This window comes from Pseudomonas cuatrocienegasensis (genome assembly GCF_900110925.1).
Classification (GTDB): Bacteria; Pseudomonadota; Gammaproteobacteria; order Pseudomonadales; family Pseudomonadaceae; genus Aquipseudomonas; species Aquipseudomonas cuatrocienegasensis.
Genome location: NZ_FOFP01000002.1, coordinates 310,269 through 334,390, shown reverse-complemented (window position 1 = coordinate 334,390; position 24,122 = coordinate 310,269). Strand labels below are relative to the sequence as shown.

The 24,122-nt window shown below is 61.8% G+C and carries 25 protein-coding genes; 18 read left to right on the top strand and 7 right to left on the bottom strand.

Translation table 11 applies throughout. The features are described 5' to 3' along the window. The first annotated feature begins 1 nt into the window (after position 1). The 6 genes from tilS (at position 2) to ispD (ending at position 6,448) form a co-directional block, all read left to right on the top strand. Positions 2-1,312 carry a tRNA lysidine(34) synthetase TilS gene (gene tilS / locus BMW49_RS04425; protein WP_069516079.1) on the top strand — a complete coding sequence of 437 codons (1,311 nt, stop codon included), beginning with the start codon at positions 2-4 and terminating at the stop codon, positions 1,310-1,312. 180 nt (positions 1,313-1,492) lie between these two features. Then, positions 1,493-3,124, top strand: coding sequence for a CTP synthase (locus BMW49_RS04420; protein ID WP_069516078.1), 1,632 nt, complete (start codon positions 1,493-1,495; stop codon positions 3,122-3,124). A gap of 5 nt (positions 3,125-3,129) precedes the next feature. Beyond that, a complete protein-coding gene (kdsA, locus tag BMW49_RS04415; RefSeq protein WP_069516234.1) occupies positions 3,130-3,975 on the top strand; it encodes a 3-deoxy-8-phosphooctulonate synthase in 846 nt (281 codons plus the stop codon). A gap of 135 nt (positions 3,976-4,110) precedes the next feature. After that, a complete protein-coding gene (gene eno / locus BMW49_RS04410) occupies positions 4,111-5,400 on the top strand; it encodes a phosphopyruvate hydratase (RefSeq protein WP_069516077.1) in 1,290 nt (429 codons plus the stop codon). Positions 5,401-5,465: 65 nt separating this feature from the next. Next, positions 5,466-5,744 (top strand): cell division protein FtsB, encoded by a 279-nt coding sequence (ftsB, locus tag BMW49_RS04405; protein WP_069516076.1) that lies wholly within the window; start codon positions 5,466-5,468, stop codon positions 5,742-5,744. A 2-nt stretch (positions 5,745-5,746) separates the two neighbouring features. Then, entirely contained in the window at positions 5,747-6,448 is a 702-nt protein-coding gene (ispD, locus tag BMW49_RS04400) for a 2-C-methyl-D-erythritol 4-phosphate cytidylyltransferase (protein ID WP_069516075.1), read from the top strand. Positions 6,449-6,457: 9 nt separating this feature from the next. Here ispD and BMW49_RS04395 read toward each other — a convergent pair whose 3' ends face one another. Together BMW49_RS04395 and BMW49_RS04390 are read right to left on the bottom strand one after the other, a co-directional pair. Next, positions 6,458-6,769: an HPF/RaiA family ribosome-associated protein gene (locus BMW49_RS04395; protein ID WP_069516074.1), complete on the bottom strand. Its 312-nt coding sequence runs from the start codon at positions 6,767-6,769 to the stop codon at positions 6,458-6,460. Positions 6,770-6,873: 104 nt separating this feature from the next. Beyond that, complete coding sequence (locus BMW49_RS04390) at positions 6,874-7,782, bottom strand: LysR family transcriptional regulator (protein WP_069516073.1); 909 nt, start codon at positions 7,780-7,782, stop codon at positions 6,874-6,876. A 128-nt stretch (positions 7,783-7,910) separates the two neighbouring features. Between BMW49_RS04390 and BMW49_RS04385 the strand changes: the two genes are divergently transcribed. The 9 genes from BMW49_RS04385 to rpoS all read left to right on the top strand — a co-directional run bounded on the left by BMW49_RS04385 (position 7,911) and on the right by rpoS (position 15,968). Then, positions 7,911-9,023 carry an S-(hydroxymethyl)glutathione dehydrogenase/class III alcohol dehydrogenase gene (locus BMW49_RS04385; protein WP_069516072.1) on the top strand — a complete coding sequence of 371 codons (1,113 nt, stop codon included), beginning with the start codon at positions 7,911-7,913 and terminating at the stop codon, positions 9,021-9,023. A gap of 112 nt (positions 9,024-9,135) precedes the next feature. Beyond that, positions 9,136-9,999, top strand: a complete 864-nt coding sequence (gene fghA / locus BMW49_RS04380) for an S-formylglutathione hydrolase (protein ID WP_069516071.1) — start codon at positions 9,136-9,138, stop codon at positions 9,997-9,999. 62 nt (positions 10,000-10,061) lie between these two features. Further along, on the top strand, positions 10,062-10,535 hold the full coding sequence (gene ispF, locus BMW49_RS04375) for a 2-C-methyl-D-erythritol 2,4-cyclodiphosphate synthase (RefSeq protein WP_069516070.1): 474 nt from the start codon (positions 10,062-10,064) through the stop codon (positions 10,533-10,535). Further along, positions 10,532-11,590, top strand: a complete 1,059-nt coding sequence (gene truD, locus BMW49_RS04370) for a tRNA pseudouridine(13) synthase TruD (protein ID WP_069516069.1) — start codon at positions 10,532-10,534, stop codon at positions 11,588-11,590. The genes ispF and truD overlap by 4 nt, the downstream gene beginning before the upstream one ends. Continuing rightward, entirely contained in the window at positions 11,578-12,327 is a 750-nt protein-coding gene (gene surE / locus BMW49_RS04365) for a 5'/3'-nucleotidase SurE (RefSeq protein ID WP_069516068.1), read from the top strand. Before truD ends, surE begins: the two co-directional genes overlap by 13 nt. A 38-nt stretch (positions 12,328-12,365) precedes the next feature. Continuing rightward, on the top strand, positions 12,366-13,001 hold the full coding sequence (locus BMW49_RS04360; RefSeq protein WP_170829027.1) for a protein-L-isoaspartate(D-aspartate) O-methyltransferase: 636 nt from the start codon (positions 12,366-12,368) through the stop codon (positions 12,999-13,001). Positions 13,002-13,026: 25 nt separating this feature from the next. Further along, positions 13,027-13,965 carry a polyprenyl-phosphate transporter gene (locus BMW49_RS04355; RefSeq protein WP_069516066.1) on the top strand — a complete coding sequence of 313 codons (939 nt, stop codon included), beginning with the start codon at positions 13,027-13,029 and terminating at the stop codon, positions 13,963-13,965. A 47-nt stretch (positions 13,966-14,012) separates the two neighbouring features. Continuing rightward, a complete protein-coding gene (locus tag BMW49_RS04350; RefSeq protein ID WP_371850846.1) occupies positions 14,013-14,858 on the top strand; it encodes a peptidoglycan DD-metalloendopeptidase family protein in 846 nt (281 codons plus the stop codon). Between the two features lie 102 nt (positions 14,859-14,960). Beyond that, on the top strand, positions 14,961-15,968 hold the full coding sequence (rpoS, locus tag BMW49_RS04345) for an RNA polymerase sigma factor RpoS (protein ID WP_069516064.1): 1,008 nt from the start codon (positions 14,961-14,963) through the stop codon (positions 15,966-15,968). 554 nt (positions 15,969-16,522) lie between these two features. Here rpoS and fdxA read toward each other — a convergent pair. The 3 genes from fdxA to BMW49_RS04330 form a co-directional block, all read right to left on the bottom strand. Beyond that, complete coding sequence (fdxA, locus tag BMW49_RS04340) at positions 16,523-16,846, bottom strand: ferredoxin FdxA (protein WP_069516063.1); 324 nt, start codon at positions 16,844-16,846, stop codon at positions 16,523-16,525. Positions 16,847-16,985: 139 nt separating this feature from the next. After that, positions 16,986-19,559, bottom strand: coding sequence for a DNA mismatch repair protein MutS (gene mutS, locus BMW49_RS04335; protein ID WP_069516062.1), 2,574 nt, complete (start codon positions 19,557-19,559; stop codon positions 16,986-16,988). A gap of 193 nt (positions 19,560-19,752) precedes the next feature. Next, complete coding sequence (locus BMW49_RS04330) at positions 19,753-19,974, bottom strand: hypothetical protein (protein WP_069516061.1); 222 nt, start codon at positions 19,972-19,974, stop codon at positions 19,753-19,755. A gap of 185 nt (positions 19,975-20,159) precedes the next feature. Here BMW49_RS04330 and BMW49_RS04325 point away from each other — a divergent pair, with 185 nt between their 5' ends. From BMW49_RS04325 to recX, 3 genes are all read left to right on the top strand, one after another. Further along, on the top strand, positions 20,160-20,666 hold the full coding sequence (locus BMW49_RS04325; RefSeq protein WP_069516060.1) for a CinA family protein: 507 nt from the start codon (positions 20,160-20,162) through the stop codon (positions 20,664-20,666). Positions 20,667-20,752: 86 nt separating this feature from the next. Continuing rightward, a complete protein-coding gene (gene recA, locus BMW49_RS04320) occupies positions 20,753-21,802 on the top strand; it encodes a recombinase RecA (RefSeq protein WP_069516059.1) in 1,050 nt (349 codons plus the stop codon). An 11-nt stretch (positions 21,803-21,813) separates the two neighbouring features. Then, positions 21,814-22,278: a recombination regulator RecX gene (gene recX, locus BMW49_RS04315; RefSeq protein ID WP_069516058.1), complete on the top strand. Its 465-nt coding sequence runs from the start codon at positions 21,814-21,816 to the stop codon at positions 22,276-22,278. 236 nt (positions 22,279-22,514) lie between these two features. Here recX and BMW49_RS04310 read toward each other — a convergent pair whose 3' ends face one another. After that, a complete protein-coding gene (locus BMW49_RS04310) occupies positions 22,515-23,618 on the bottom strand; it encodes an LOG family protein (RefSeq protein ID WP_069516057.1) in 1,104 nt (367 codons plus the stop codon). Positions 23,619-23,683: 65 nt separating this feature from the next. Further along, positions 23,684-24,085 (bottom strand): quorum-sensing-regulated virulence factor family protein, encoded by a 402-nt coding sequence (locus BMW49_RS04305; protein WP_069516056.1) that lies wholly within the window; start codon positions 24,083-24,085, stop codon positions 23,684-23,686. Positions 24,086-24,122 lie beyond the last annotated feature (37 nt).

Genomic DNA, 24,122 nt, shown 5'->3' with positions numbered 1-24,122 from the left:
CATGGGGCTGGACGCCGAGGTGCTGGACAGCCTGGCACCCTGGCGTGAGGCCCGCGCCTGGCAGGTTGCCCTGTCCGGTGGTCTGGATTCCACGGTGCTTGTGCACCTGCTGGCGCGCCTCGCGCAACGCGAGGCCTTGCCGCTCCTTTGCGCTTTGCACATTCATCATGGTCTACAGCCTGCGGCAGACGCCTGGCCGGCGCATTGTCAGCGTCTGTGTGACGCCTTGGGTGTGCCGCTGCGGATCATTCGGGTGCAGGTCGCGCCAGGCGCCAGCCTCGAGCGGGCGGCGCGCGAGGCGCGGCATGCTGCTTTCGCTGAGGCGCTGGCACCGGGTGATGTGATCCTTAGCGCGCAGCACTGCGATGACCAGCTCGAGACGCTGTTATTTCGTCTGTTGCGCGGTACCGGTGTGCAGGGCCTGGCGGGTATGCCGCGCAGCCGTGGGCTCGGGGTGGGGCAGTTGGTGCGGCCGCTGCTGGGCGTGCGTCGCACGCAACTGCTGGCTTACGCCCAGGCGCATGGCTTGGACTGGGTCGAGGATCCGAGCAATCAGGATCAGCGTTTCTCGCGCAACTACTTGCGCTATCAGGTGCTGCCGCCACTGCTGGCACGCTGGCCCCAGGCCGCCGAGCTGGCGACGCGGACGGCCGAGCATCTGCAGGAGGCCGCCGGCTTGCTCGATGAGCTGGCCCAGGAAGACCTGAGCAGCGCTGCGGCGCAGGCACCCTGGCCCTGGCTGGGGCTGCCCAACTTGTCCATGGATGTGCTGCGTAGTCTGAGCGAGGCGCGCCAGCGTAACGCGCTGCGTCACTGGCTGCGCCCGTTGACCCTGATGCCGGACACCCGGCACTGGGCTGGTTGGCAGACCCTGCGCGATGCGCGGGCGGATGCCGAGCCGCGCTGGCAGTTGCACGGTGGGGCGTTGCTGCGCGCCGCTGGTCGGCTTTGGTGGTGCCCGGCCAGCTGGCAGACAGCACCGCCTGGTCCTTTGCCTGCACCGCTTGCGGGGCAGGTGTTGGCGCTCCCGGAAAATGGCAGTGTGCGCATTGAGGGTGTCTTGCCCGAAGGGCAGTGGCAGCTGGCCTACCGCCAGGGCGGTGAGCGCATAAGCCGGGCGGGGCGCGGTTCGCGCGATCTCAAGCGGATTTTCAATGAGGCCCAGGTGCCAGCGTTTCTGCGGGCGCGCTGGCCTTTGCTGTTGTGCGGCAATGAGCCGCGGGCACTGGCCAATCTACCGGGGTTCGATAGTCAGGGTGACGATTGGCGGCTGATCTGGACGCCAGCGAGTCAGGATCAAGGTTTGAGCTGATAGGGCCTTTCCGGTAGACTACGCTCCCGTCTTACATGAGCTTTTATCGCCTCCCCCTCGCATTGCGATCAGGAGCCGGTAATGGCTTGCAGTTGCTGCAATCTGACAACTGATGGCTCCGGCCTTCCATCGCTTTCCCCAGCGGCACTGGCCGCCTAACGCAGACTTCTAGGGTTTTTCATGACGCGCTACATATTCGTCACGGGTGGTGTTGTTTCTTCATTGGGGAAAGGCATCGCTTCGGCTTCATTGGCGGCCATCCTGGAGGCGCGGGGCCTGAAGGTCACGATGCTCAAGCTGGACCCTTATATCAACGTCGATCCGGGCACCATGAGTCCGTTCCAGCACGGTGAGGTGTTCGTCACCCACGACGGCGCCGAGACCGACCTCGACCTGGGCCATTACGAGCGGTTTATCCGCACGACCATGACCCAGAACAACAACTTCACCACCGGCCGCGTCTACGAAGACGTGTTGCGCCGTGAGCGTCGTGGTGATTACCTGGGTGCCACCATCCAGGTGATCCCGCATATCACTGACGAGATCAAGCGCCGCATCATCAAGGGTGCGGGCGATGCCGATGTGGCCATGGTCGAGATCGGCGGCACCGTGGGTGACATCGAGTCGCAGCCGTTCCTCGAAGCCATTCGCCAATTGCGTGTGGAAGTCGGCGCCAAGCGCGCGATGCTGATGCACCTGACACTGGTGCCTTACATCGCCACCGCCGGCGAGACCAAGACCAAGCCGACCCAGCACTCGGTGAAAGAGCTGCGCTCTATCGGCCTGCAGCCGGACGTGCTGATCTGCCGCTCCGACCACCCGGTGGACGTTTCTTCGCGGCGCAAGATCGCGCTGTTCACCAACGTTGAAGAGCGTGCGGTGATTTCCCTGGAAGACGTCGACACCATCTACAAGATCCCGGGTGTGCTGCATGCCCAGGGCCTGGATGACTTCGTCGTCGAGCGCTTTGGTCTGGAATGCGGCAGTGCTGATCTGTCCGAGTGGGATCGCGTGGTCGATGCCAAGCTGAATCCGGAAAAAGAAGTGACCATTGCCATGGTCGGCAAGTACATGGAGCTGCTCGATGCGTACAAATCGCTGATCGAGGCCATGAGCCACGCTGGCATCGAGAACCGCACCAAGGTCAACCTGCGCTATATCGACTCTGAAGATATCGAGAACAAAGGTACCGCGCTGCTTGAAGGCGTGGATGCCATTCTGGTGCCGGGCGGCTTTGGTCTGCGCGGCGTGGAAGGCAAGATCACCACGGTGCAATACGCCCGTGAGAACAAGATTCCCTACCTGGGTATCTGCCTCGGCATGCAGGTCGCGGTTATCGAGTTCGCCCGTAACGTGCTGGGCTGGAAGGACGCGAACTCCAGCGAGTTCGACACCTCCAGTGGTCATCCTGTCGTAGGTCTGATCACCGAGTGGCAGGATGCGACCGGCGAAGTGGAAAAGCGCAGCGATGCCTCCGACCTGGGCGGCACCATGCGTCTGGGTGCGCAGGACTGTCAGTTGCTGGATGGCTCGCAAGTGCACGCCTGCTACGGCAAGGACGTGATCGTTGAGCGTCATCGTCACCGCTACGAGGTCAACAACAACCTGCTGCCGCAACTGATCGACGCCGGCCTCAAAATTACCGGTCGCTCCGGCGACGGCGCGCTGGTCGAAGTGGTCGAAGCGCCGGATCACCCGTGGTTCGTGGCCTGTCAGTTCCACCCGGAATTCACCTCGACCCCACGTGACGGCCATCCGCTGTTCAGCGGTTTCGTCAAGGCGGCCCTGGCCCAGAAAGCGAAGAAGGCATGACTAACGTGACGCAGAAAATCATCAAGGTCGGCAGCATCGAGATCGCCAACGACAAGCCTTTCGTGCTGTTCGGCGGCATCAATGTGATCGAGTCCCGCGACTTGGCCATGCGTGCCTGTGAAGAGTACGTGCGGGTGACCGAGAAACTTGGCATTCCCTACGTATTCAAGGCCAGCTTTGACAAGGCCAACCGTTCTTCGGTGGCCTCCTTCCGTGGCCCAGGCCTGGAAGAGGGTATGAAGGTCTTTGAAGAAATCAAAAAGACCTTCGGTGTGCCGGTGATTACCGACGTGCACGAGCCGCACCAGGCGCAGCCGGTGGCCGATGTCTGCGACATCATCCAATTGCCAGCCTTTCTTTCGCGGCAGACCGATCTGGTCGTGGCCATGGCCAAGACCGGTGCGGTGATCAATATCAAGAAGGCTCAGTTCCTCGCGCCCCAGGAGATGAAGCACATCCTGGCCAAGTGTGAAGAGGCCGGTAATGACCAGTTGATCCTCTGCGAGCGTGGTTCGAGCTTCGGCTACAACAACCTGGTGGTGGACATGCTCGGCTTCGGCATCATGAAGCAGACCCGCTACCCGGTGTTCTTCGACGTGACCCACGCCCTGCAGATGCCGGGTGGTCGCGCGGACTCCGCCGGCGGTCGCCGCGCTCAGGTTACCGATCTGGCCAAGGCCGGCATGAGCCAGGGCCTGGCTGGCCTGTTCCTCGAAGCCCACCCGGACCCGGACAACGCCAAGTGCGACGGCCCCTGTGCCTTGCGCCTTGACAAGCTGGAGCCGTTCCTCACCCAGCTCAAGCAGCTGGATGATCTGATCAAGGGTTTTTCGCCGATCGAGACAGCCTGACCAGGCCGTTCTCCGGTAAAGTGCCGCCGACCTGAGCTGACCAGTCGTCGTCTCGCCTGCAACCTGTGTGCGGGTGAGCGGTCGGAACGCGAGGCCAGCGGTACTGTTTCGTCAACTTTTGGAGTGCTAACAAGAATGGCTAAGATCGTCGACATCAAGGGTCGTGAGGTTCTCGACTCCCGTGGCAACCCCACTGTGGAAGCCGATGTAATCCTCGACAATGGTATCGTGGGCAGCGCCTGTGCGCCGTCCGGCGCCTCCACCGGCTCGCGCGAAGCGCTGGAGCTGCGTGATGGCGACAAGAGCCGTTACCTGGGCAAGGGTGTCCTCAAGGCCGTGGCCAACATCAATGGCCCGATCCGCTCGGCCCTGCTGGGCAAGGACCCGGTTGAGCAGCGCGCCCTCGACCAGGCCATGATCGACCTCGACGGTACCGAGAACAAAGGCTCCCTGGGTGCCAACGCGATCCTCGCCGTATCCCTGGCCGCCGCCAAGGCCGCTGCCCAGGACCAGGACCTGCCGCTGTACGCGCACATCGCCAACCTCAATGGCACTCCGGGCCAGTACTCGATGCCGGTGCCGATGATGAACATCATCAACGGTGGCGAGCATGCCGATAACAACGTCGACATCCAGGAGTTCATGGTCCAGCCGGTAGGTGCCAAGACCTTCGCCGACGGCCTGCGCATTGGCACCGAAATCTTCCATCATCTTAAAGCCGTGCTGAAGGCCCGTGGCCTGAGCACCTCGGTGGGTGATGAAGGCGGTTTCGCCCCGAACCTGGCCTCCAATGAAGACGCCCTGGCTGCCATCGCCGAAGCTGTGGCCAACGCCGGTTACACCCTGGGCGACGATGTCACCCTGGCCCTGGACTGCGCCTCCAGCGAGTTCTTCAAGGATGGCAAGTACGACCTGGCTGGCGAAGGCAAAGTCTTCGACGCGGCGGGTTTCGCTGACTACCTGGCCGGCCTGTCGGAGCGTTATCCGATCATCTCCATCGAAGACGGCATGGACGAGTCCGACTGGGCTGGCTGGAAGATCCTTACCGACAAGATCGGTGACAAGGTGCAACTGGTCGGCGACGACCTGTTCGTTACTAACACCAAGATCCTCAAGCGCGGCATCGACGAGTCGATCGGTAACTCGATCCTGATCAAGTTCAACCAGATCGGCACCCTGACCGAAACCCTGGAAGCCATCCAGATGGCCAAGGCTGCCGGTTATACCGCGGTGATCTCGCACCGTAGTGGCGAGACCGAAGACAGCACCATCGCCGATCTGGCCGTGGGCACTGCCGCCGGTCAGATCAAAACCGGTTCGCTGTGCCGATCCGACCGCGTGTCCAAGTACAACCAGCTGCTGCGTATCGAAGAGCAGCTGGGTGCCAAGGCACCGTACCGTGGTCGCGGCGAGTTCCGTGGTTGAGTGCAAGCATGGTAAAAGAGGGGCGGCGCGAGTCGCCCCTTTTTCGTCCGGATACCGTTTCTGTGATGCGTAGCCCTTACTGGTTGTTCGTCGTACTGCTCTTGCTGCTGGCTGGCCTGCAGTATCGCCTGTGGGTGGGTGACGGTAGCCTGGCCCAGGTCACCGACCTCAAGCAGCAAATCGCCGATCAGCAAGGCGAGAACGAGCAGTTGCTGGAGCGCAACCGCATCCTCGAAGCCGAGGTGCTGGAGCTCAAGCGCGGCATGGAAACCGTCGAAGAACGTGCCCGGCATGAGCTGGGCATGGTCAAAGAGGGCGAAACCCTCTATCAACTGGCGGAGTGACGATGTCGACTCCGCCGCCCTTCTGGGCACTGATTCCGGCTGCCGGTGTGGGCAGTCGCATGGCCGCTGATCGTCCCAAGCAGTATTTGATGCTTGAGGGGCGCTGCATTCTCGAACACACCCTGGGCTGTTTTCTCGATCACCCGCAACTGCGCGGTCTGGTGGTTAGTCTGGCTCAGGATGATCCCTATTGGCCGGCGCTGGCCTGTGCCGGTGACCCACGCATCAGTCGGGCGGATGGCGGTCGCGAGCGCGCCGATTCGGTACTGGGCGGGCTGTTACGTCTGATCGAACTCGGTGCTCAGGATGATGACTGGGTGCTGGTGCATGATGCGGCGCGGCCCAACCTGTCCCAGGATGATCTCGACAACCTGCTGCTGACCTTGGCCGATGACCCGGTGGGCGGGCTGCTCGCGGTGCCGGTCCGCGACACTTTGAAGCGCGCCGACAGTGCTGGGCGGGTGGCTAAAACCGTGGACCGTGCCGCGATGTGGCAGGCCTATACGCCGCAGATGTTTCGCTTGGGGCTGTTACACCGGGCGCTGGCGGAAGCCTTGCTGGCTGAGGTGGCGGTGACCGATGAAGCCTCGGCTGTGGAATGGGCTGGCCAGGCGCCGCGTCTGGTGGAAGGGCGCAGCGACAACCTTAAGGTCACCACGCCAGAGGATTTGCAGCGCCTGTCCCGGCTCTGGCACAGGCGCTGACCCTAAGAATTAGTGCACGCGGGTCCGCGCCACGGCACGTTCAAGCACGGTGCCGAGCTTGTCCATAGCGCCTTCGATGGCCTGGTTGAGGGTTTCAGCCTGGTGGGACACCGAAACCGGGTCACGCCCTTTGGGCCGTGCCTCGATCTGGCAGCGCTTGTCCTGGCCACCTTTGTGGCCATTTTCATCACTCAGGTGCAGCTCAATGCGGGTCAGGTGATCTTCAAAGCGCTGTAGTTTGTGCTGCACGTGCTCGCGAATACCGCTCGCCTGGCTGCTGGAGGTGTCGATATGGTTGTCACTGTTAACCAGTACTTGCATCGTCGTCTTCCTCATGTTGCTTGGGTTAGCAGGGCGCCTTGCAGGCGTTGTCCTGCAGTGAGAAGCGCTCTCACTATGGCCCATTCTCGGCGGCGTTTGCCTGCTTAGCCTGTGACAATCTGTTGCGTGCGGTACTCCGGGCGCAGGGCCAGGCCGGCCTTGAGGCAGTCCACCAACTGACGCACCTTGGGTGACAGGTGGCGTTGTTGGGGATACAGCGCCCAGACCGCCGTATCCGGCGGTTGCTGGTTGTCCAGCAGGGAGATCAGGGCGCCGCTGCGCAGGTGTTCGAGCACGTAATAGTCCGGTAACTGGCATAAACCAAGACCGCGCAGGGCAGCCTCCAGTACTGCCTGACCGCTGTTGCAGCGCCAGTTGCCGTGGACCCGTGGCGAGGCCTCGCGACCGTCAATCTGAAAACTCCAGATGTCCGAACTGCCGATCAGGCAATTGTGCCGGCTGAGTTCCGAGAGGCTGTGCGGACGGCCATAGCGTTGCAGGTAGTCCGGTGCGGCGCAGAGAAACATCTGCCGGGGTGCCAGGCGTGTGGCGACCAGCCGCGAGTCCTGCAGGCGACCCAGGCGAATCGCCACATCCAGGCTTTCATGCACCAGGTCCAGGGGGCGATTGCTCAGTTCGATCTCGACGCGCAGCTGTGGGTGGCGGCTCATAAAGTCGGTGACCAGCGGCACGATAAAGCGCTCGCCATAAGCCACTGCGCAGGTCAGGCGCAGCAGCCCCTTGGGTTCGCTGCCGAGGTCGCTGACCGCGCGCAGCGCTTCTTCGCGAGCATCCTGCAGGCGCTGACAGTGCTGCAAAAACGTCTGTCCGGCTTCGGTCAGCGCCACGCGGCGGGTGCTGCGGTGGAACAGGCGAGCCTGCAGGCGCTCCTCCAAACGAGCGATCTGCCGGCTGACCTGGGAAGACGACAGGCCCAGGCGCACGGCCGCAGCGGTGAATTGCCCGGTCTCGGCGACGGCAACGAATTCGTCCAGGCCATCCCACTGGTTCATGGCGGTATCCTCGCAATAGGTTAAGCATTATCCCTGTATGGCAATAATGTTTTGCAAGTAGCCGGATTATTTACTGGTGAGGAGTCCTCTACACTGGTGGTCATTTCCGCCAACCCTGGAGCACATCCATGATCAAGTCGCGCGCGGCCGTTGCTTTCGCTGCCAACCAACCCCTGCAAATTGTCGAAGTCGATGTCGCACCGCCCAAGGCGGGCGAGGTGTTGGTGCGTATTGTTGCCAGCGGCGTTTGCCACACCGATGCCTACACGCTCTCGGGTGAAGATTCCGAAGGGGTGTTCCCGGCGATTCTTGGCCACGAAGGCGGTGGCATCGTCGAAGCCATTGGTGAAGGCGTAACCTCGGTGCAGGTCGGTGACCACGTGATTCCGCTGTACACCGCCGAATGCCGCACCTGTAAGTTCTGCACCTCAGGCAAGACCAACCTGTGCAGCTCGGTGCGCGCCACCCAGGGCAAGGGCCTGATGCCCGATGGCACCAGCCGCTTCTCCTATAAGGGCGAGCCGATCTATCACTACATGGGCTGCTCGACCTTCTCCGAGTACACCGTATTGCCGGAAGTCTCCCTGGCGGTCATCCCCAAGGACGCGCCGCTGGAGAAGGTCTGCCTGCTCGGCTGTGGCGTGACTACCGGCATCGGCGCCGTGCTCAACACTGCCAAGGTGGAGGAGGGCGCCACCGTGGCGATCTTCGGTCTGGGGGGCATCGGCCTGGCGGCGATTATCGGCGCAAAAATGGCCAAGGCTTCGCGGATCATCGCCGTCGACATCAACCCAGCCAAGTTCGATGTGGCCCGCGAGCTGGGTGCGACCGATTTCGTCAACCCGAAGGACTTCGCCAAGCCGATCCAGGAAGTCATCGTCGAGATGACCGACGGCGGTGTGGACTACTCCTTCGAGTGCGTCGGCAATGTGCAACTGATGCGTGCCGCGCTTGAGTGCGCGCACAAGGGCTGGGGTGAGTCGGTGATTATCGGCGTGGCCGGTGCCGGTCAGGAAATCTCCACCCGTCCGTTCCAACTGGTGACCGGTCGCGTCTGGCGCGGCAGTGCCTTCGGTGGCGTAAAGGGCCGTACCGAGCTGCCGGGTTATGTGGCCAAGGCACAAACCGGTGAAATCCCGCTGGACACCTTCATCACCCACAATATGCCGCTGGAAGACATCAACAAGGCATTCGACCTGATGCACGAAGGCAAGAGCATTCGTACCGTCATTCACTTCTGAGGCAAAACCATGCGGCCTCATGGCCGTACGGTTTTTCGTAGGGTGCGCGGGGCCGCCCAGGCCATGCGCACCGCAAACCCTTGGTGCGCATGGCGCACCCAACGGAGTGCTCATGACCTTGGAAATCGTTTCCAGCAACAAAACTTTTGGCGGCTGGCACAAGCGTTACCGGCACCGTTCCAGCACACTCAACTGCGACATGGTATTCGCCGTTTACCTGCCTCCGCAGTCGGAGCAGGGTGCCAAACTGCCGGTGCTGTACTGGCTCAGCGGTCTGACCTGCAGCGATGAGAACTTTATGCAGAAGGCCGGCGCGCAGAAGCTGGCGGCCGAGCTCGGGCTGATCATCGTCGCCCCGGATACCAGCCCGCGTGGCGCGGATGTGCCGGATGACCCGGAAAAAGCCTGGGACTTCGGCTTGGGCGCCGGCTTTTACGTCAACGCCACCCAGGAACCCTGGGCGCGCAATTACCGCATGTACGATTACGTGGTGCAGGAGCTGCCGGCGCTGATCGAGGCGAACTTCCCGGTATCGGACAAGCGCGGTATCAGCGGCCATTCCATGGGTGGGCACGGTGCCTTGATCTGTGCGCTGAAGAATCCCGGTCGCTACCAGTCGGTCTCGGCGTTCGCCCCGGTCAGCAATCCGCTCAACTGCCCGTGGGGCGAGAAGGCTTTTTCCAATTATCTGGGAGAAGACCGCTCACGCTGGCGCGAGTGGGACAGCTGCGCGCTGTTGGCCGAGGCCCAGGAGCGTTTGCCGATTCTGGTCGATCAGGGTGACCGCGACGACTTTCTCGACGGCCAGCTCAAGCCGCAGGCGCTCAAGAGTGCTGCCCAGGCAGCGGGGCATCCGCTGACCCTGCGTCTGCAGCCCGGGTATGACCACAGCTACTATTTCATCGCCAGCTTTATTGACGACCACTTGCGTCATCATGCGGCCGCCTTGACGTCAGCGTCGAGCAGTACGCCATAAGCTTGCAGCCTGCTGCTTTCGGTTAGAATCACGCCCTGACTTTTTCAGGGCGTTGTTCTTTTATGCGTATCGGTCATGGTTACGACGTACACCGCTTCGGCGAGGGTGATTTCATCACCTTGGGCGGCGTGCGCATTGCTCACTCCGCCGGGCTGGTTGCTCATTCTGATGGCGACGTGCTGCTGCATGCGCTCAGTGATGCTCTGCTTGGGGCGGTTGCCCTGGGGGATATCGGCAAACATTTCCCCGATACCGACCCAGCCTACAAAGGCGCTGATAGCCGCGCCTTGCTGCGCCATGTGCTGGGGCTGTTGCAGGCGCGTGGCTGGCAGGTTGGCAACGTCGACGCCACCATCGTCGCCCAGGCGCCGAAGATGGCGCCGCATATCACGCGCATGCGCGAGCTGATTGCCGAAGACCTGCAGGTCGATCTCGATCAGGTCAACGTCAAGGCCACCACCACCGAGAAACTGGGCTTTACCGGGCGCGAAGAGGGCATTGCCGTGCACGCTGTGGCCCTGGTCGTGCGCGCATGACCGAGCTCGAACTGCTCGGCCCGCGTGCCCATGGTGAACCCTGTGGGCATGCCGTGCTGAAGGCCATCGCCGAAGACTTTCAGGTCGATGAGGTGCTTGATATCGACTTGTCGGGCGCCGGCGAGCACCTCTGGTTGTGGGTGGAAAAGCGTGAGCTGAATACCGAAGATGCGGCCCGTCGTTTGGCCCGTGCGGCCGGCGTGCCGCTGCGGGCGATCAGCTATGCCGGGCTCAAGGACCGCCAGGCGCTGACCCGCCAGTGGTTCAGCCTGCACCTGCCGGGCAAGGCCGACCCTGAGCTGGGTGCGGCCGAAAGCGAACAGCTGCGTATCCTTTCGCGCACCCGCCATTCGCGCAAACTGCAGCGCGGCGCCCATGCCGCCAACGGCTTCACCTTGCGCCTGACCGGTTTGCAGGCTGATCGCGAGCGGCTCGACGCACGCCTGCAGAGCATCGCCGCCCAGGGCATTCCCAACTACTTCGGTCTGCAACGCTTTGGCTTCGAGGGCGGCAACCTGGCCCATGCCCGGCACTGCGTCGAACGCGGCACACTGCCTGAGCAGCGCAACGCCCGCTCGCGAGTGCTCTCGGCCGCGCGCAGCTACCTGTTCAACCAGGTCTTGGCAGCGCGTGTCGCCGATGGCAGCTGGCAGCGCGCCCAGCCGGGCGACCTGCTGGCCTTCACCGACAGCCGCAGTTTCTTTGCCGCTGGCGAGGCCGAATGCAGTGACCCGCGTCTGGCTGCGCTGGACCTGCACCCCACAGGGCCGCTCTGGGGTGAGGGACCGTCACCGACCGGTGAGGCGACTTTTGTCCTGGAGCAGCGGATTGGCGAAACCGAGACCGAACTGGCTACCTGGCTGGCAGAAGCGGGCCTGGCGCACGAACGGCGAATACTGCGCCTCCCCATTGGCGGGTTGACGTGGCATTATCCCGAGCCTGACATTCTGCAACTGGAATTCGTCCTGCCGGCTGGATGCTTTGCCACCGCATTGGTGCGTGAGCTCGTCGATCTGTTGCCGGCAGGGCAGACGGATAACCCATGCGTATTCTGATTTCAAACGATGACGGCGTGGCATCGCCAGGCCTCGCCGCGCTCCACGCTGCGCTCGCCGACTATGCCCATTGCACGGTCGTGGCGCCCGATCAGGACCGTAGCGGTGCCAGCAGCTCGCTGACCCTGGATCGGCCTCTGCATGCGCAGACCCTCGATAATGGCTTTATCAGCCTCAACGGTACGCCGACCGACTGCGTGCACCTGGGCCTCAATGGTCTGTTGCCGCACGAGACGGACCTGGTGGTGTCTGGTATTAACCTGGGCGCCAACCTCGGCGATGATGTGCTCTATTCCGGCACCGTCGCCGCAGCGCTTGAAGGACGCTTCCTGGCGCGTCCGGCCTTTGCCTTCTCGCTGCTCTCGCGTTCGCCGGAGAACCTGCCCACGGCGGCTTATTTCGCCCGCAAACTGGTCGAGGCACACGAGCAGCTCGACCTGCCTCCACGCACGGTGCTGAGCGTCAACGTGCCGAACCTGCCGCTCGAACACATTCGCGGCGTGCAGCTCACCCGGCTCGGCCATCGCGCCCGCGCCGCCGCACCGGTCAAGGTGGTCAACCCACGTGGCAAGGAAGGCTACTGGATTTCTGTGGCTGGCGACGCCGAGGACGGCGGGCCGGGAACGGACTTTCATGCGGTACTGCAGGGCTATGTATCGATTACTCCGCTGCAGCTCGATCGCACCTTTCTGGCCGGTGCCGAGCGCCTAGCGCCCTGGCTGGAGGCGCTGTTCTGATGATGCGTGAACAGGACCCCCAGCACCGCGGCATCGGCATGACCTCGCAGCGCACCCGTGAGCGCTTGATCCAGCGGCTCTACGACGAGGGCCTGTCCAACGCCCGTGTACTGGAAGCCATTCGTCGGACCCCGCGTCATTTGTTCGTTGATGAAGCGTTGGCGCACCGTGCCTATGAGGACACCGCGCTGCCCATCGGGCATAACCAGACCATCTCCCAGCCCTATATGGTCGCGCGCATGAGCGAGCTGCTGCTCGCTGCCGGACCACTCGACAAGGTGCTGGAAATCGGCACCGGCTCGGGCTATCAGACGGCGATCCTCTCGCAATTGGTCGAGCGCGTATTCAGCGTTGAGCGCATTCAGGTGTTGCAGGATCGCGCCAAGGAGCGCATGACCGCGCTCAACCTGCGCAATGTGGTGTTTCGCTGGGGCGATGGCTGGGAAGGCTGGCCAGCGCTGGCGCCCTACAACGGCATCATCGTTACCGCGGCTGCCGCCGAAGTGCCCCAGGCATTGCTGGACCAACTGGCGCCGGGCGGTCGTATGGTGATCCCTGTCGGTGCCGGTGATGAGCAGCAGTTGCTGCTGATCGTGCGTGAAGACAACGGCTTCTCGCGCCACGTACTTGATGCTGTGCGCTTCGTTCCTCTGCTCAACGGGCCGCTGGCCTGAGCCTACACTGCCCTGGAAGGCTGTCATGAAAAAGTATCTTCTGCTCTACGCCAAGGGCATCGCCATGGGTGCCGCTGACGTGGTGCCTGGCGTGTCCGGTGGCACCATCGCTTTCATCAGCGGTATCTACGATGAACTGCTCGCCTCGATTGCCAGCATCCCGAAAGCCGCGACTCAGCTTTTGCGTGGGCGGGTGGCGGCAGCCTGGCGGACGGCTAATGCTACATTTCTGCTGGTCCTGCTGCTGGGTATCCTGACCAGTATCCTGAGCCTTGCACGGCTGATCAGTTACCTGCTCGAACACCATCCGATTCCGGTCTGGTCGTTCTTTTTCGGCCTGATTCTCGTGTCCACCCACCTGGTTGCGCGTGAGATCAAGCGTTGGGGCTTGAGCCGACTAGTCGGTTTCGCCTGCGGTGCGGGTTTCGCTTACTGGATTACCGTGGCGTCACCGTTGCAGTGGGGCACCGACCTGCCCACGCTGTTTCTCGCGGGCTCGATCGCCATTTGCGCGATGATCCTGCCTGGCATCTCAGGCAGCTTCATCCTGCTGCTGCTGGGTCTCTACCCTTTTGTTCTGGCGGCAGTGAAGCAACTCGACCTTGCTGTGCTCGGCGTCTTTGCCGCGGGGGCATTGGTGGGGATTGTCTCTTTCGCTGGCGTACTGCGCTGGCTGTTACAGCGCTGGCGTGACCTGACCCTGGCCTTGCTTACCGGTCTGATGCTGGGCTCGCTGAACAAACTCTGGCCGTGGAAGGAAACCTTAAGCTGGCAAACTGATCGACATGGGGAGACGGTACCGTTCGTGCAGGCGAATGTCCTGCCTGCACAGTTCGCCCAGATTAACGGCCAGGATCCACAGTTGCTGCTGGCTATTCTCTGTACGCTGGCTGGTATCGCTCTGGTGCTCGGTTTGGAATGGATCGCCGCACGGCGCGCGCAAAGCGCTGGCCGCTGCGAATAAATCCGGCACAATACGCCGCACTGCACCGCTACCCAAGGGAGAAACGGGTGAGATTCACCGCCATTCAACATCGTAACTGCTGGAGCCGTCCTCAGCGCTGGTTGAGTGGTTTGGTCATCTTCGCCGTTCTTTCCGGCTGCGCCAGCTCGCCTTCTGGTGGTGTACAGGTAGTGGATCGCAGCCGTGCTACCGCTGTGCAGCGCCAACCGGTTACCAGCGGCCAGTATCGAGTGCAGCGCGGCGACACCTTGTATTCCATCGCCTTTCGATTCGGCTGGGACTGGAAAGCACTTGCAGCGCGCAATGGTATCGTGGCGCCTTACCTGATTCGGGTTGGGCAGATCATTCGCTTCGACGGCCAGGGTTCGACTGCGTCTGCTTCAGTGGCACGTCCAGTGACTGCGCCCTCCGCCCCGACGCAGCGCCCCAGCGCAGCGGTGCCGGCACCTACTCAGGCGCGGCCTGCTACACCCATTGTTAACAAACCAGCCACTACGCCGGTACAGCCTGTTCAGCGTTCTGCGTCAGGCTGGTCATGGCCGGCGAATGGTTCGATTATCGGGCGATTTTCCTCAAACGGCAGTTTGAATAAAGGCATTGATATCGCCGGCGATTTGGGACAGCCTGTTTTAGCTGCGTCTGATGGGTCAGTGGTATACGCCGGGAGTGGTCTACGGGGCTACGGCGAGTTGGTGATCATCAAACACAGCGATACCTATGTAAGCGCCTACGGCCATAACCGCAGGTTGCTGGTGCAGGAGGGTCAACAGGTCAAAGCTGGGCAGGCCATTGCCGAGATGGGTTCTACAGGCACCGACCGGGTGAAACTCCACTTTGAGATTCGCCGACAGGGCAAGCCCGTCGATCCTCTGCAGTACCTGCCGCGCCGTTGATCTGTATCCAGCCTGTCCCATCCATAGGAGGACGGGCTCGGGTATTGCCATGGAATGGGCGCTGCCGGAGCTTGCTGTCGAACTCAGCAAGGGACAACGACAATGGCACTCAATAAAAAAGAAGAGCCGGAGTTTGACGTCGACGATGAGGTACTCCTGATGGAGCCTGGTATCGTCCTGGATGAGTTGCAACGTGACGAGGCCGAAACGCCACCCACTCGCAACAAGGCCAAACACTCCACAAGCAGCAAGCAGCATAAGTACATCGATTACACCCGGGCGCTAGACGCCACTCAGCTTTATCTCAACGAAATCGGTTTCTCCCCCCTCCTAACCCCTGAAGAAGAAGTTCACTTCGCGCGCCTTGCGCAGAAGGGCGACCCTGCGGGTCGCAAACGTATGATCGAAAGCAACCTGCGTCTGGTTGTGAAGATCGCTCGCCGCTACGTTAACCGCGGGCTGTCACTGCTCGATCTGATCGAAGAGGGCAATCTCGGTCTGATTCGTGCGGTAGAAAAGTTCGATCCTGAGCGTGGCTTCCGTTTTTCAACCTACGCAACCTGGTGGATCCGGCAAACGATCGAGCGGGCGATCATGAACCAGACCCGCACCATTCGCTTGCCCATTCATGTGGTCAAGGAATTGAACGTCTACCTGCGCGCAGCGCGCGAGCTGACTCAGAAACTCGATCACGAACCCTCCGCCGAAGAGATCGCCAACCTGCTGGAGAAGCCGGTGGGCGAGGTCAAGCGCATGCTTGGGCTCAACGAGCGGGTGTCTTCTGTCGATGTCTCGCTCGGGCCAGACTCCGACAAGACTCTACTCGATACCCTGACCGATGACCGCCCGACCGACCCCTGCGAGCTACTCCAGGATGATGACCTTTCGCAAAGCATCGACCAGTGGTTGTCCGAGCTGACCGAAAAGCAGCGCGAAGTGGTGGTGAGGCGATTTGGCCTGCGCGGTCACGAGAGTTGCACTTTGGAGGAAGTGGGCCAGGAAATTGGCCTAACCCGTGAGCGGGTCCGACAGATCCAGGTCGAGGCCCTCAAGCGGTTGCGTGAAATACTCGAGAAAAATGGGCTGTCCAGCGACTCGCTGTTTCAATAGCTGCTGGAAACCCATGGAAAACCCGGCTTCGGCCGGGTTTTTTACATCTGCGGTGTAAGCCATTGCTTACAGATGCTGTAAGTGTTTACGGGAGAAATACGCTAAAGATCCCCTCTTTCTCTAGTGCGACTGTTTTCAACTAAATGATTTTAAAGAATTAGTTTTTCCGTAGCGCCTCTCGGAGCGCTGATCTGCACTCAGTGGGGACGTTGTGCGGATCAGCTAAATCACTATCATTGGAACTGTGTCGAGGGATAGACACAGGCCGCCAGGATGGTAGCCAGGAAAACCGCAGGAAGTGGTTTCATCAGGACGATGAAATAGGAAATAAAGGGAGTAGGGACAAAAGAATGGGCGGGTAAAACCGCCCCTTTTTTTTGCCTGTAGAAAAGTGCTCGCCCACGTGAGAGTAGGCGGGTGATGCTTTTCACGGATGCGACTCAGCCGTCAGTGATTTCGCTGGGGGTACCTCGCAAGCACATGCACAGGCACTGCGGATGTGCCAAAGCAAAAGACCCGCGCAAGGCGGGTCTTTAGTCGCTAGCCCGAAGGGCTTAGCGCTCCAGGTGCGGCAACTTGTCCTTCACGCCGTCCCACTCTTCAGCGTCAGGCAGTGCGTCTTTCTTCTCGGTAATGTTCGGCCAGACCTCGGCCAGATCGGCATTGAGCTCGATAAATTCCTGCTGGTCTTCCGGCACCTCGTCTTCAGAGAAGATCGCCTGGGCCGGACACTCCGGTTCGCACAGGGCGCAGTCGATGCACTCGTCCGGGTGGATTACCAGGAAGTTCGGGCCTTCGTAGAAGCAGTCCACCGGACAGACTTCCACGCAGTCGGTGTACTTGCACTTGATGCAGTTGTCGGTGACGACGAAGGTCATTCTAGTTCTCTCCTCAGGCGGCAGGGGAACCACCCTTTATGAGTGGTTCCTCGGCTCGGGAACAATGGCGGCGGTCCCAGGCTAATAGGCCGCCACCTCCCAAAGCGCGCGCGATTCTAACAGCTTGTGTCCATGCGCGTTAGACCCGTGCTTTCCAGCTGTATAACAGCTCCAGCGCTTTTCGGGGCGTCAGATCATCGGGATTGATGGTCGTCAATTCCTCCAGCACCGGGTGTGGCAGGCTGGCGAACATGTCGCTCTGCTGGGGTGTCTGGGTTTTATTGGTGCTGGTGCGTGGCAGCTCATGGGGCAGGCTGGTGGTTTCCAGGCGTGCCAGGTGCTCGCGAGCACGCAGGATAACCGGGGTCGGCACCCCCGCCAATTGCGCCACGGCCAGGCCGTAGCTCTGGCTCGCCGGGCCTGGCAAGACGTGGTGGAGGAACACGATGCGTTCGTTGTGCTCCGTGGCATTGAGGTGCACGTTGGCCACCGCAGGCTGGCTTTCAGGCAGCACGGTCAGCTCGAAGTAATGGGTGGCGAACAGCGTATAGGCGCGTAGCGCGGCCAGTTGTTCAGCTGCTGCCCAGGCCAGTGACAGGCCATCGAAGGTGCTGGTGCCGCGCCCGACTTCGTCCATCAGTACCAGGCTGCGGTCGCTGGCGTTATGCAGGATGTTGGCGGTTTCGCTCATCTCCACCATAAAGGTCGAGCGTCCGCCAGCCAGGTCGTCGCTCGAGCCTATCCGGGTGAAGATGCGATCAACCAGTGACAATTCGCAGCGCTTGGCCGGCACGAAGCTGCCGATATGCGCCAGCAGGACGATCAGCGCGGTTTGCCGCATATAGGTCGATTTACCGCCCATGTTCGGGCCGGTGATGACTAACATGCGGGTGTCGTCATCCAGGCTCAGGTCGTTGGCAACGAACGGCGTGGTCAGTACCTGCTCGACCACCGGGTGGCGCCCCTGCTCAATGCGCATACAGGGTTCGTCGACGAAGTGCGGGCAGTTGAGGTCCAGGGTCAGGGCGCGTTCGGCCAGGTTGCTCAGCACATCGAGTTCGGCCAAGGCCGCGGCGCTGTCCTGCAGCGGGCCGAGGTGGCTGATCAGGTCTTCGAGCAAGGCGTCATAGAGCATCTTTTCCCGCGCCAGGGCGCGGCTCTTGGCTGACAGCGCCTTGTCTTCGAATTCCTTGAGTTCGGGGGTGATGAAGCGCTCGGCACCTTTGAGGGTTTGCCGACGGATGTAATCAGCGGGTGCAGATTCGGCCTGCTTGCTCGGCAGTTCGATGAAATAGCCGTGCACGCGGTTGTAGCCGACCTTGAGGTTGGCCAGGCCGGTGCGGGCCTTCTCGCGGGTTTCCAAGTCCATCAGGTACTGACCGGCGTTTTCGCTAAGCGACTGCAACTCGTCCAGTTCGGCGTCATAACCGGTTTTCAGCACGCCGCCGTCGCGGATCACCGCCGGCGGATTGTCGATGATGGCGCGCGCCAGCAATTCGGCCAGCTCAGGGTAGGTGCTGACGATCTGAGCCAATTCGCTCAGATGGGGGGCATCGAGACTGGCCATCGCTTGCTGCAGCTCGGGCAGGGCCGCCAGCGCGTCACGCAGGCGCGCCAGGTCCCGCGGGCGCGCATTGCGCAGGCCGATGCGTGCAAGGATGCGTTCCAGGTCGCCGATTTCCTTGAGCTGCGGCTGCAGCGTCTCGAAGCGGTAGCGTTCGAGCAGGCAACTGATGGAGGCCTGGCGTGCTTCCAGCACTTGGCGATCACGCAGCGGGCGGTTCAGCCAGCGGCCCAGCAGGCGGCTGCCCATGGCGGTCTGGCAGCGGTCGACCACCGATTGCAGGGTGTTATCGCGCCCACCGGCCAGGTTGATGTCCAGCTCCAGATTGCGCCGGCTGGCGCCGTCCAGAATCACGGTATCGTCGAGGCGCTCGTGGCGCAGGCTACGCAGGTGCGGCAGGGCGGTGCGCTGGGTTTCCTTGGCATAGGCGAGCAGGCAGCCGGCGGCGCCGATGGCCAGGGTCAGGCCTTCGCAGCCAAAGCCTTTGAGGTCCTGGGTGGAGAACTGCTGGCACAGGCTCTTGTGCGCCGAGTCGCGCTCGAAATCCCAGGGCGCGCGCCGGCGGGCGCCGCGGCGTTTTTCGGCAGGCAGACCCTGGGGCCAATCATCGGGAATCAGCAGCTCGACCGGGTTGAGGCGTTCGAGCTCGGCCAGCAGATTTTCCCAGCCGGCGATTTCCAGCACGCTAAAACGCCCGCTGGTAATGTCCAGCACCGCCAGGCCAAACAGGCGTTCATCACCCAGCACGGCGGCCAACAGGTTGTCGCGGCGCTCATCGAGCAGGGCCTCATCGCTCACCGTACCGGGGGTGATGATGCGCACCACCTGGCGCTCGACCGGGCCTTTGCTGGTGGCCGGATCGCCAATCTGCTCGCAGATCACCACGGACTCACCGAGTTTGACCAGCTTCGCCAGGTACGCCTCGGCCGCGTGGAACGGAATGCCGCACATGGGAATCGCCTGCCCCGCGGACTGGCCGCGGGCGGTCAGGGTGATATCCAGAAGCTTGGCGGCTTTTTTCGCGTCTTCGTAGAAGATTTCATAGAAGTCGCCCATGCGGTAGAACATCAGCTGGTCGGGGTGCTGATTCTTCAGTCGCCAGTACTGCTGCATCATCGGTGTGTGAGCGGATAGATCCTGATTGGCCATAGTCTTCGGTCAGTGGGTATGCGCAAATGTGTGAGTCGTGGCTGCCGGCTTAAACGGGCTGTCGAAGGCGAGCCCTGTGCATCAGGCTCGGTCGCAGAGCGGGCCGGTGGCAGCATGAAATGGCGGCAAGGGTATCACGGGAGCGGCCGGGCGCTGTGTGCGTGGGTGGTCAATGGGCGTGTGGTTAAGCGGCTTACTTAGGCTGAACGGGCTGTACATCGATGATCTGAATATCCAGCTGCGCCAGCAACTGGCCCAGGGTGGGCGCGTCGTTCTGGCTGAAATCGGGCAAGCCTTCGGGCAGCTCGGCGCTGATGACCGCGAACTCCACGGCCTTGAGGTTGGGCAGGCGCTTGGTTCTCAGGGGCCTGACACGGCGTTCGCCCGCGCGTGAATAGATGATTAGGCAGTCCATGATCTATGTCGAACCTTTGGCAGGCGTCGTTGTATTGACTCTGGGGCAAAGAATAAGCATCTAGGTCGCACTTGAGTAGAGTTTTTTCCCGTTCTCGACTGCTAGCAGCACTGATGCAGGCCGCACTGCTGAAATCTGTACCTGTGCTGAGGTAGGGTTGGCATGTACGCGATAAGAGGTCGTTTATGACGGATACAGCGCTTGAAGCTCTGGCCCAAGCCCTAGGCACGGCCTTGATGACGCAGGGTGCGCAAGTGGCTACCGCCGAGTCCTGCACGGGGGGCGGCATCGGTCAGGCGATTACCGCCATCGCCGGCAGCTCTGCCTGGTTCGAGGCCGGTTACATCACCTACTCGAATGCCCAGAAAACCCGGCAGCTGGGCGTGCCGGCGGAGCTTTTCGAACAGGTTGGCGCGGTCAGTCGTGAGGTAGTCGAGGCCATGGCCCGCGGGGCGCAGCAGCATAGTGGTGCGCGTTATGCCGTTGCTGTCAGCGGTGTGGCAGGGCCGGGCGGCGGCTCCCCGGAGAAGCCTGTAGGCACCGTCTGGCTGGCAATTGCCGACGGGGAAAGGCTCTACAGTCAGAGACATCAGTTTGCCGGGGATCGCTCGGCGGTCCGGCGACAGACGGTGGAGGCCGCGCTGCGCGGGCTATTGCGGGTCATGGGCGAAGAAAAAGACACGGCGGGGTAGGCGAGGGACTTGCCCTGTGGAATAATACTGGCTACTTATACAGTTGTTGGCGGCCGTCAGGCCCTCTTGATCACGTGAGGATTGTAATGGACGAGAATAAGAAGCGCGCATTGGCGGCTGCCCTGGGCCAGATTGAAAAGCAATTCGGCAAGGGCGCAGTCATGCGCATGGGCGATCACGATCGCCAGGCAATTCCGGCCATCTCGACCGGTTCGCTGGGGCTGGACATCGCCCTGGGCATTGGCGGCCTGCCCAAGGGGCGCATCGTCGAAATCTACGGCCCGGAGTCGTCGGGTAAGACCACGCTGACCCTGTCCGTGATTGCCGAGGCGCAAAAGCTCGGCGCGACCTGTGCGTTCGTCGACGCCGAGCACGCACTCGACCCGGAATATGCCGGCAAGCTGGGCGTGAATGTCGATGACCTGCTGGTTTCCCAGCCGGACACCGGTGAGCAGGCCCTGGAAATCACCGACATGCTGGTGCGTTCCAATGCCGTCGACGTGATCGTGGTCGACTCCGTTGCTGCGCTGGTGCCCAAGGCGGAAATTGAAGGCGAGATGGGTGACATGCACGTCGGCCTGCAGGCCCGCCTGATGTCCCAGGCGCTGCGCAAAATCACCGGTAACATCAAGAACGCCAACTGCCTGGTGATTTTCATCAACCAGATCCGGATGAAGATTGGCGTGATGTTCGGCAGCCCGGAAACCACCACCGGTGGTAACGCGCTGAAGTTCTACGCCTCGGTACGCCTGGACATTCGCCGCACAGGTGCGGTGAAAGAAGGTGACGAGGTGGTCGGTAGCGAAACCCGCGTCAAGGTCGTGAAGAACAAGGTAGCACCGCCTTTCCGTCAGGCCGAGTTCCAGATTCTCTACGGCAAGGGTATCTACCGCAATGGCGAGATCATCGACCTTGGTGTGCAACTCGGGTTGCTGGAGAAATCCGGCGCCTGGTACAGCTACCAGGGCAACAAGATCGGTCAGGGTAAAGCCAACTCGGCCAAGTACCTGGAAGACAACCCGGAAGTCGCCCGCACGGTTGAAGGCCTGATCCGTGAGAAGTTGCTGGTAGTGAGCCCGACGGTCAAGGCTAACTCGGGTGCGACTGCCGATGACCTTGCTGACGCCGATCTCTGATCGCACGCGTTATGCCTGAGCCTCTGGATACGCCCGTTGCAGTGCGGCGGGTCGCGATGGATTTGCTGGCCCGCCGTGAGCATGGTCGGGTCGAGCTGACCCGAAAACTGCGCAAGCGTGGTGCCCCCGATACGCTGATAGATGAAGCCCTCGAGCGTCTTACCCAGGAAGGGTTGCTCTGCGAAGCGCGTTATCTGGAGAGCTTTATCAGCTACCGCGCTCGGGCCGGGTATGGGCCGCTGCGCATTCGCGAAGAGCTTGGCCAGCGTGGCCTCGCTCGGGGTGATATCGAGCAGGCGCTGCGTGACAGCAGCATCGATTGGCGGGCGCAACTGCAAGCCACCTGGCAGCGCAAGTTCGCCGGCCAGTTGCCACAAACCCCGCGAGAGCAGGCCCAGCAAGGACGGTTTCTTAGCTATCGCGGCTATCCACTGGACTTGATCGGGCGCCTTCTTCGGGGCGCCAGCGATGAATAAAAACGCCCCGCCCTCTAAGAGAGCGGGGCGTTTTTTGGGATCTACACGCTAACTATATAAACGCCTGGAACGAACTTATTCGCGAAATTCGCTGCGCAGTCGCGAATAAAGACTAGGCGCTCCTTCGCTCCTACACGAGCAGTGACACCGCTTATACAAGCCCCAATAGCGGGGGCCATCGGTCGGGTGCGCTGTGCGCACCGCTAGACATGCTGCGCAATCGCTGTTCAGTCGTTTCAGTGGCTGTCCGTTAGCGCAACGGCTGTGGGGTCGTACCAGTTTTCGGGGCGGTTGATCAGGTCGATCAGTTGGCGCAAACGGCCATAATCACGGCCGTTGAAGGTGAACGCCAGGCGCGTCAGGTGGCGCAGCTCCGGTTCGTCCACTTCGTCTGCGGCACTGGCGCATTGGCTGAAACCGTCCTCTCGGCACAGGTCGCGGAACTCGTTATCGAGCTGTTGCAGCGTGCGGTCGCTCAGTGCATGGCGCAGGCGCACCACGAAACGGCCGTTCAGTCGGCGACTGGAATGGTAGTTGCGGTAGAAGGCGGTAATTTCTTCGGTCGCCTCCTCGGCGCTGTAGACCAGGCGCAGCAAATTCAGGTCGTTGCTGAGGATATAGCCGTTGTCTTCGAGGTGATGCCTGATAAATGTCAGCGCGTCCTGCCAGAAGGTCCCACCGGGCTGATCGAGCAGCACGATAGGCACCAACGGGCTTTTACCCGTCTGCACCAGTGTCAGCACTTCGAGCGCTTCGTCCAGGGTGCCGAAGCCACCAGGGCAGAGCACCAGTCCGTCAGCCTCCTTGACGAAAAACAGTTTGCGCAAAAAGAAGAAGTGGAACGGCAGCAAGTTGCTACTGCCGGCCAGCGTGGCATTGGGCCGTTGTTCGAAGGGCAGGGCAATATTGAAGCCCAGGCTGTTGTCGGCTCCCGCCCCTTCATGGGCGGCCGCCATCACCCCACCACCGGCGCCGGTGATGACCATCAGGTCATGGCGCGCCAATGCGCTGCCCAATTCACGGGCCAGGGCATAGATCGGGTGCTCCGGCGGCGTGCGGGCCGAACCGAAAACAGTGACCTTGCGCCGGCGCTTGAAGCGTTCGAGCAGACTGAAGGCCTGCTCCAGCTCGCGCAGGGTCTGCAGCATGATCTTGGCGTCCCAGCGATTGCGGTCAGCCTGTGCCATGCGCGCCACGGTGGCGAGCATGTCGCGGTAGAGCATCACGTTGGCACTGCCGGGTGGCGTGACCTGGGTGGCAAGCGCGGTGATCCGCTCGCCCAGGTCGATTTCGCTGGTCTGGAAATGCCGGGACAGGTAGTCGTCAGGGGTGTCAGGCATGGCAGGCTCCTTATTCGACAATAGATCCTAGTATGGCAGCCCGCTTTACGTTCAGGCGGCGAGGCTCAGAGCCCGCAATCGGCCTGGCTGAAGCGCTCGTTGATTACCGGGCGATTGCTCTTGTACTCGCTGAACTCATAACGCAACACGGCGCCCTGGCTAAGCAGCTTGCGATACCCCGGATTGGTGCAGACGCTATTGGACAGTTGCGCCCTGACTGTATCGGGGTTGGCGCGCATTTGTGTGGCATGGCCTTCACGTACGCTGAGATGGTTGACCAACTCTTTGCCCTGGACCGTATAGCCCTGGTCGAGAATGTCGGCGTTGATGGCTCGTGGTGTGCCCACGCTGCTTTCACGTGCGACCTGCTCGAGTAACTGGGTCAGTTCGTTTTCTTTCAGGGACACGGCATGGGCGCTAGGCAGCACCAAGGCAAGGGCAAGCGTGGGGAGAATAAGGCGCAGCATGGGACACTCCTGAAAGCAATTGACTCGGTTCGACCGC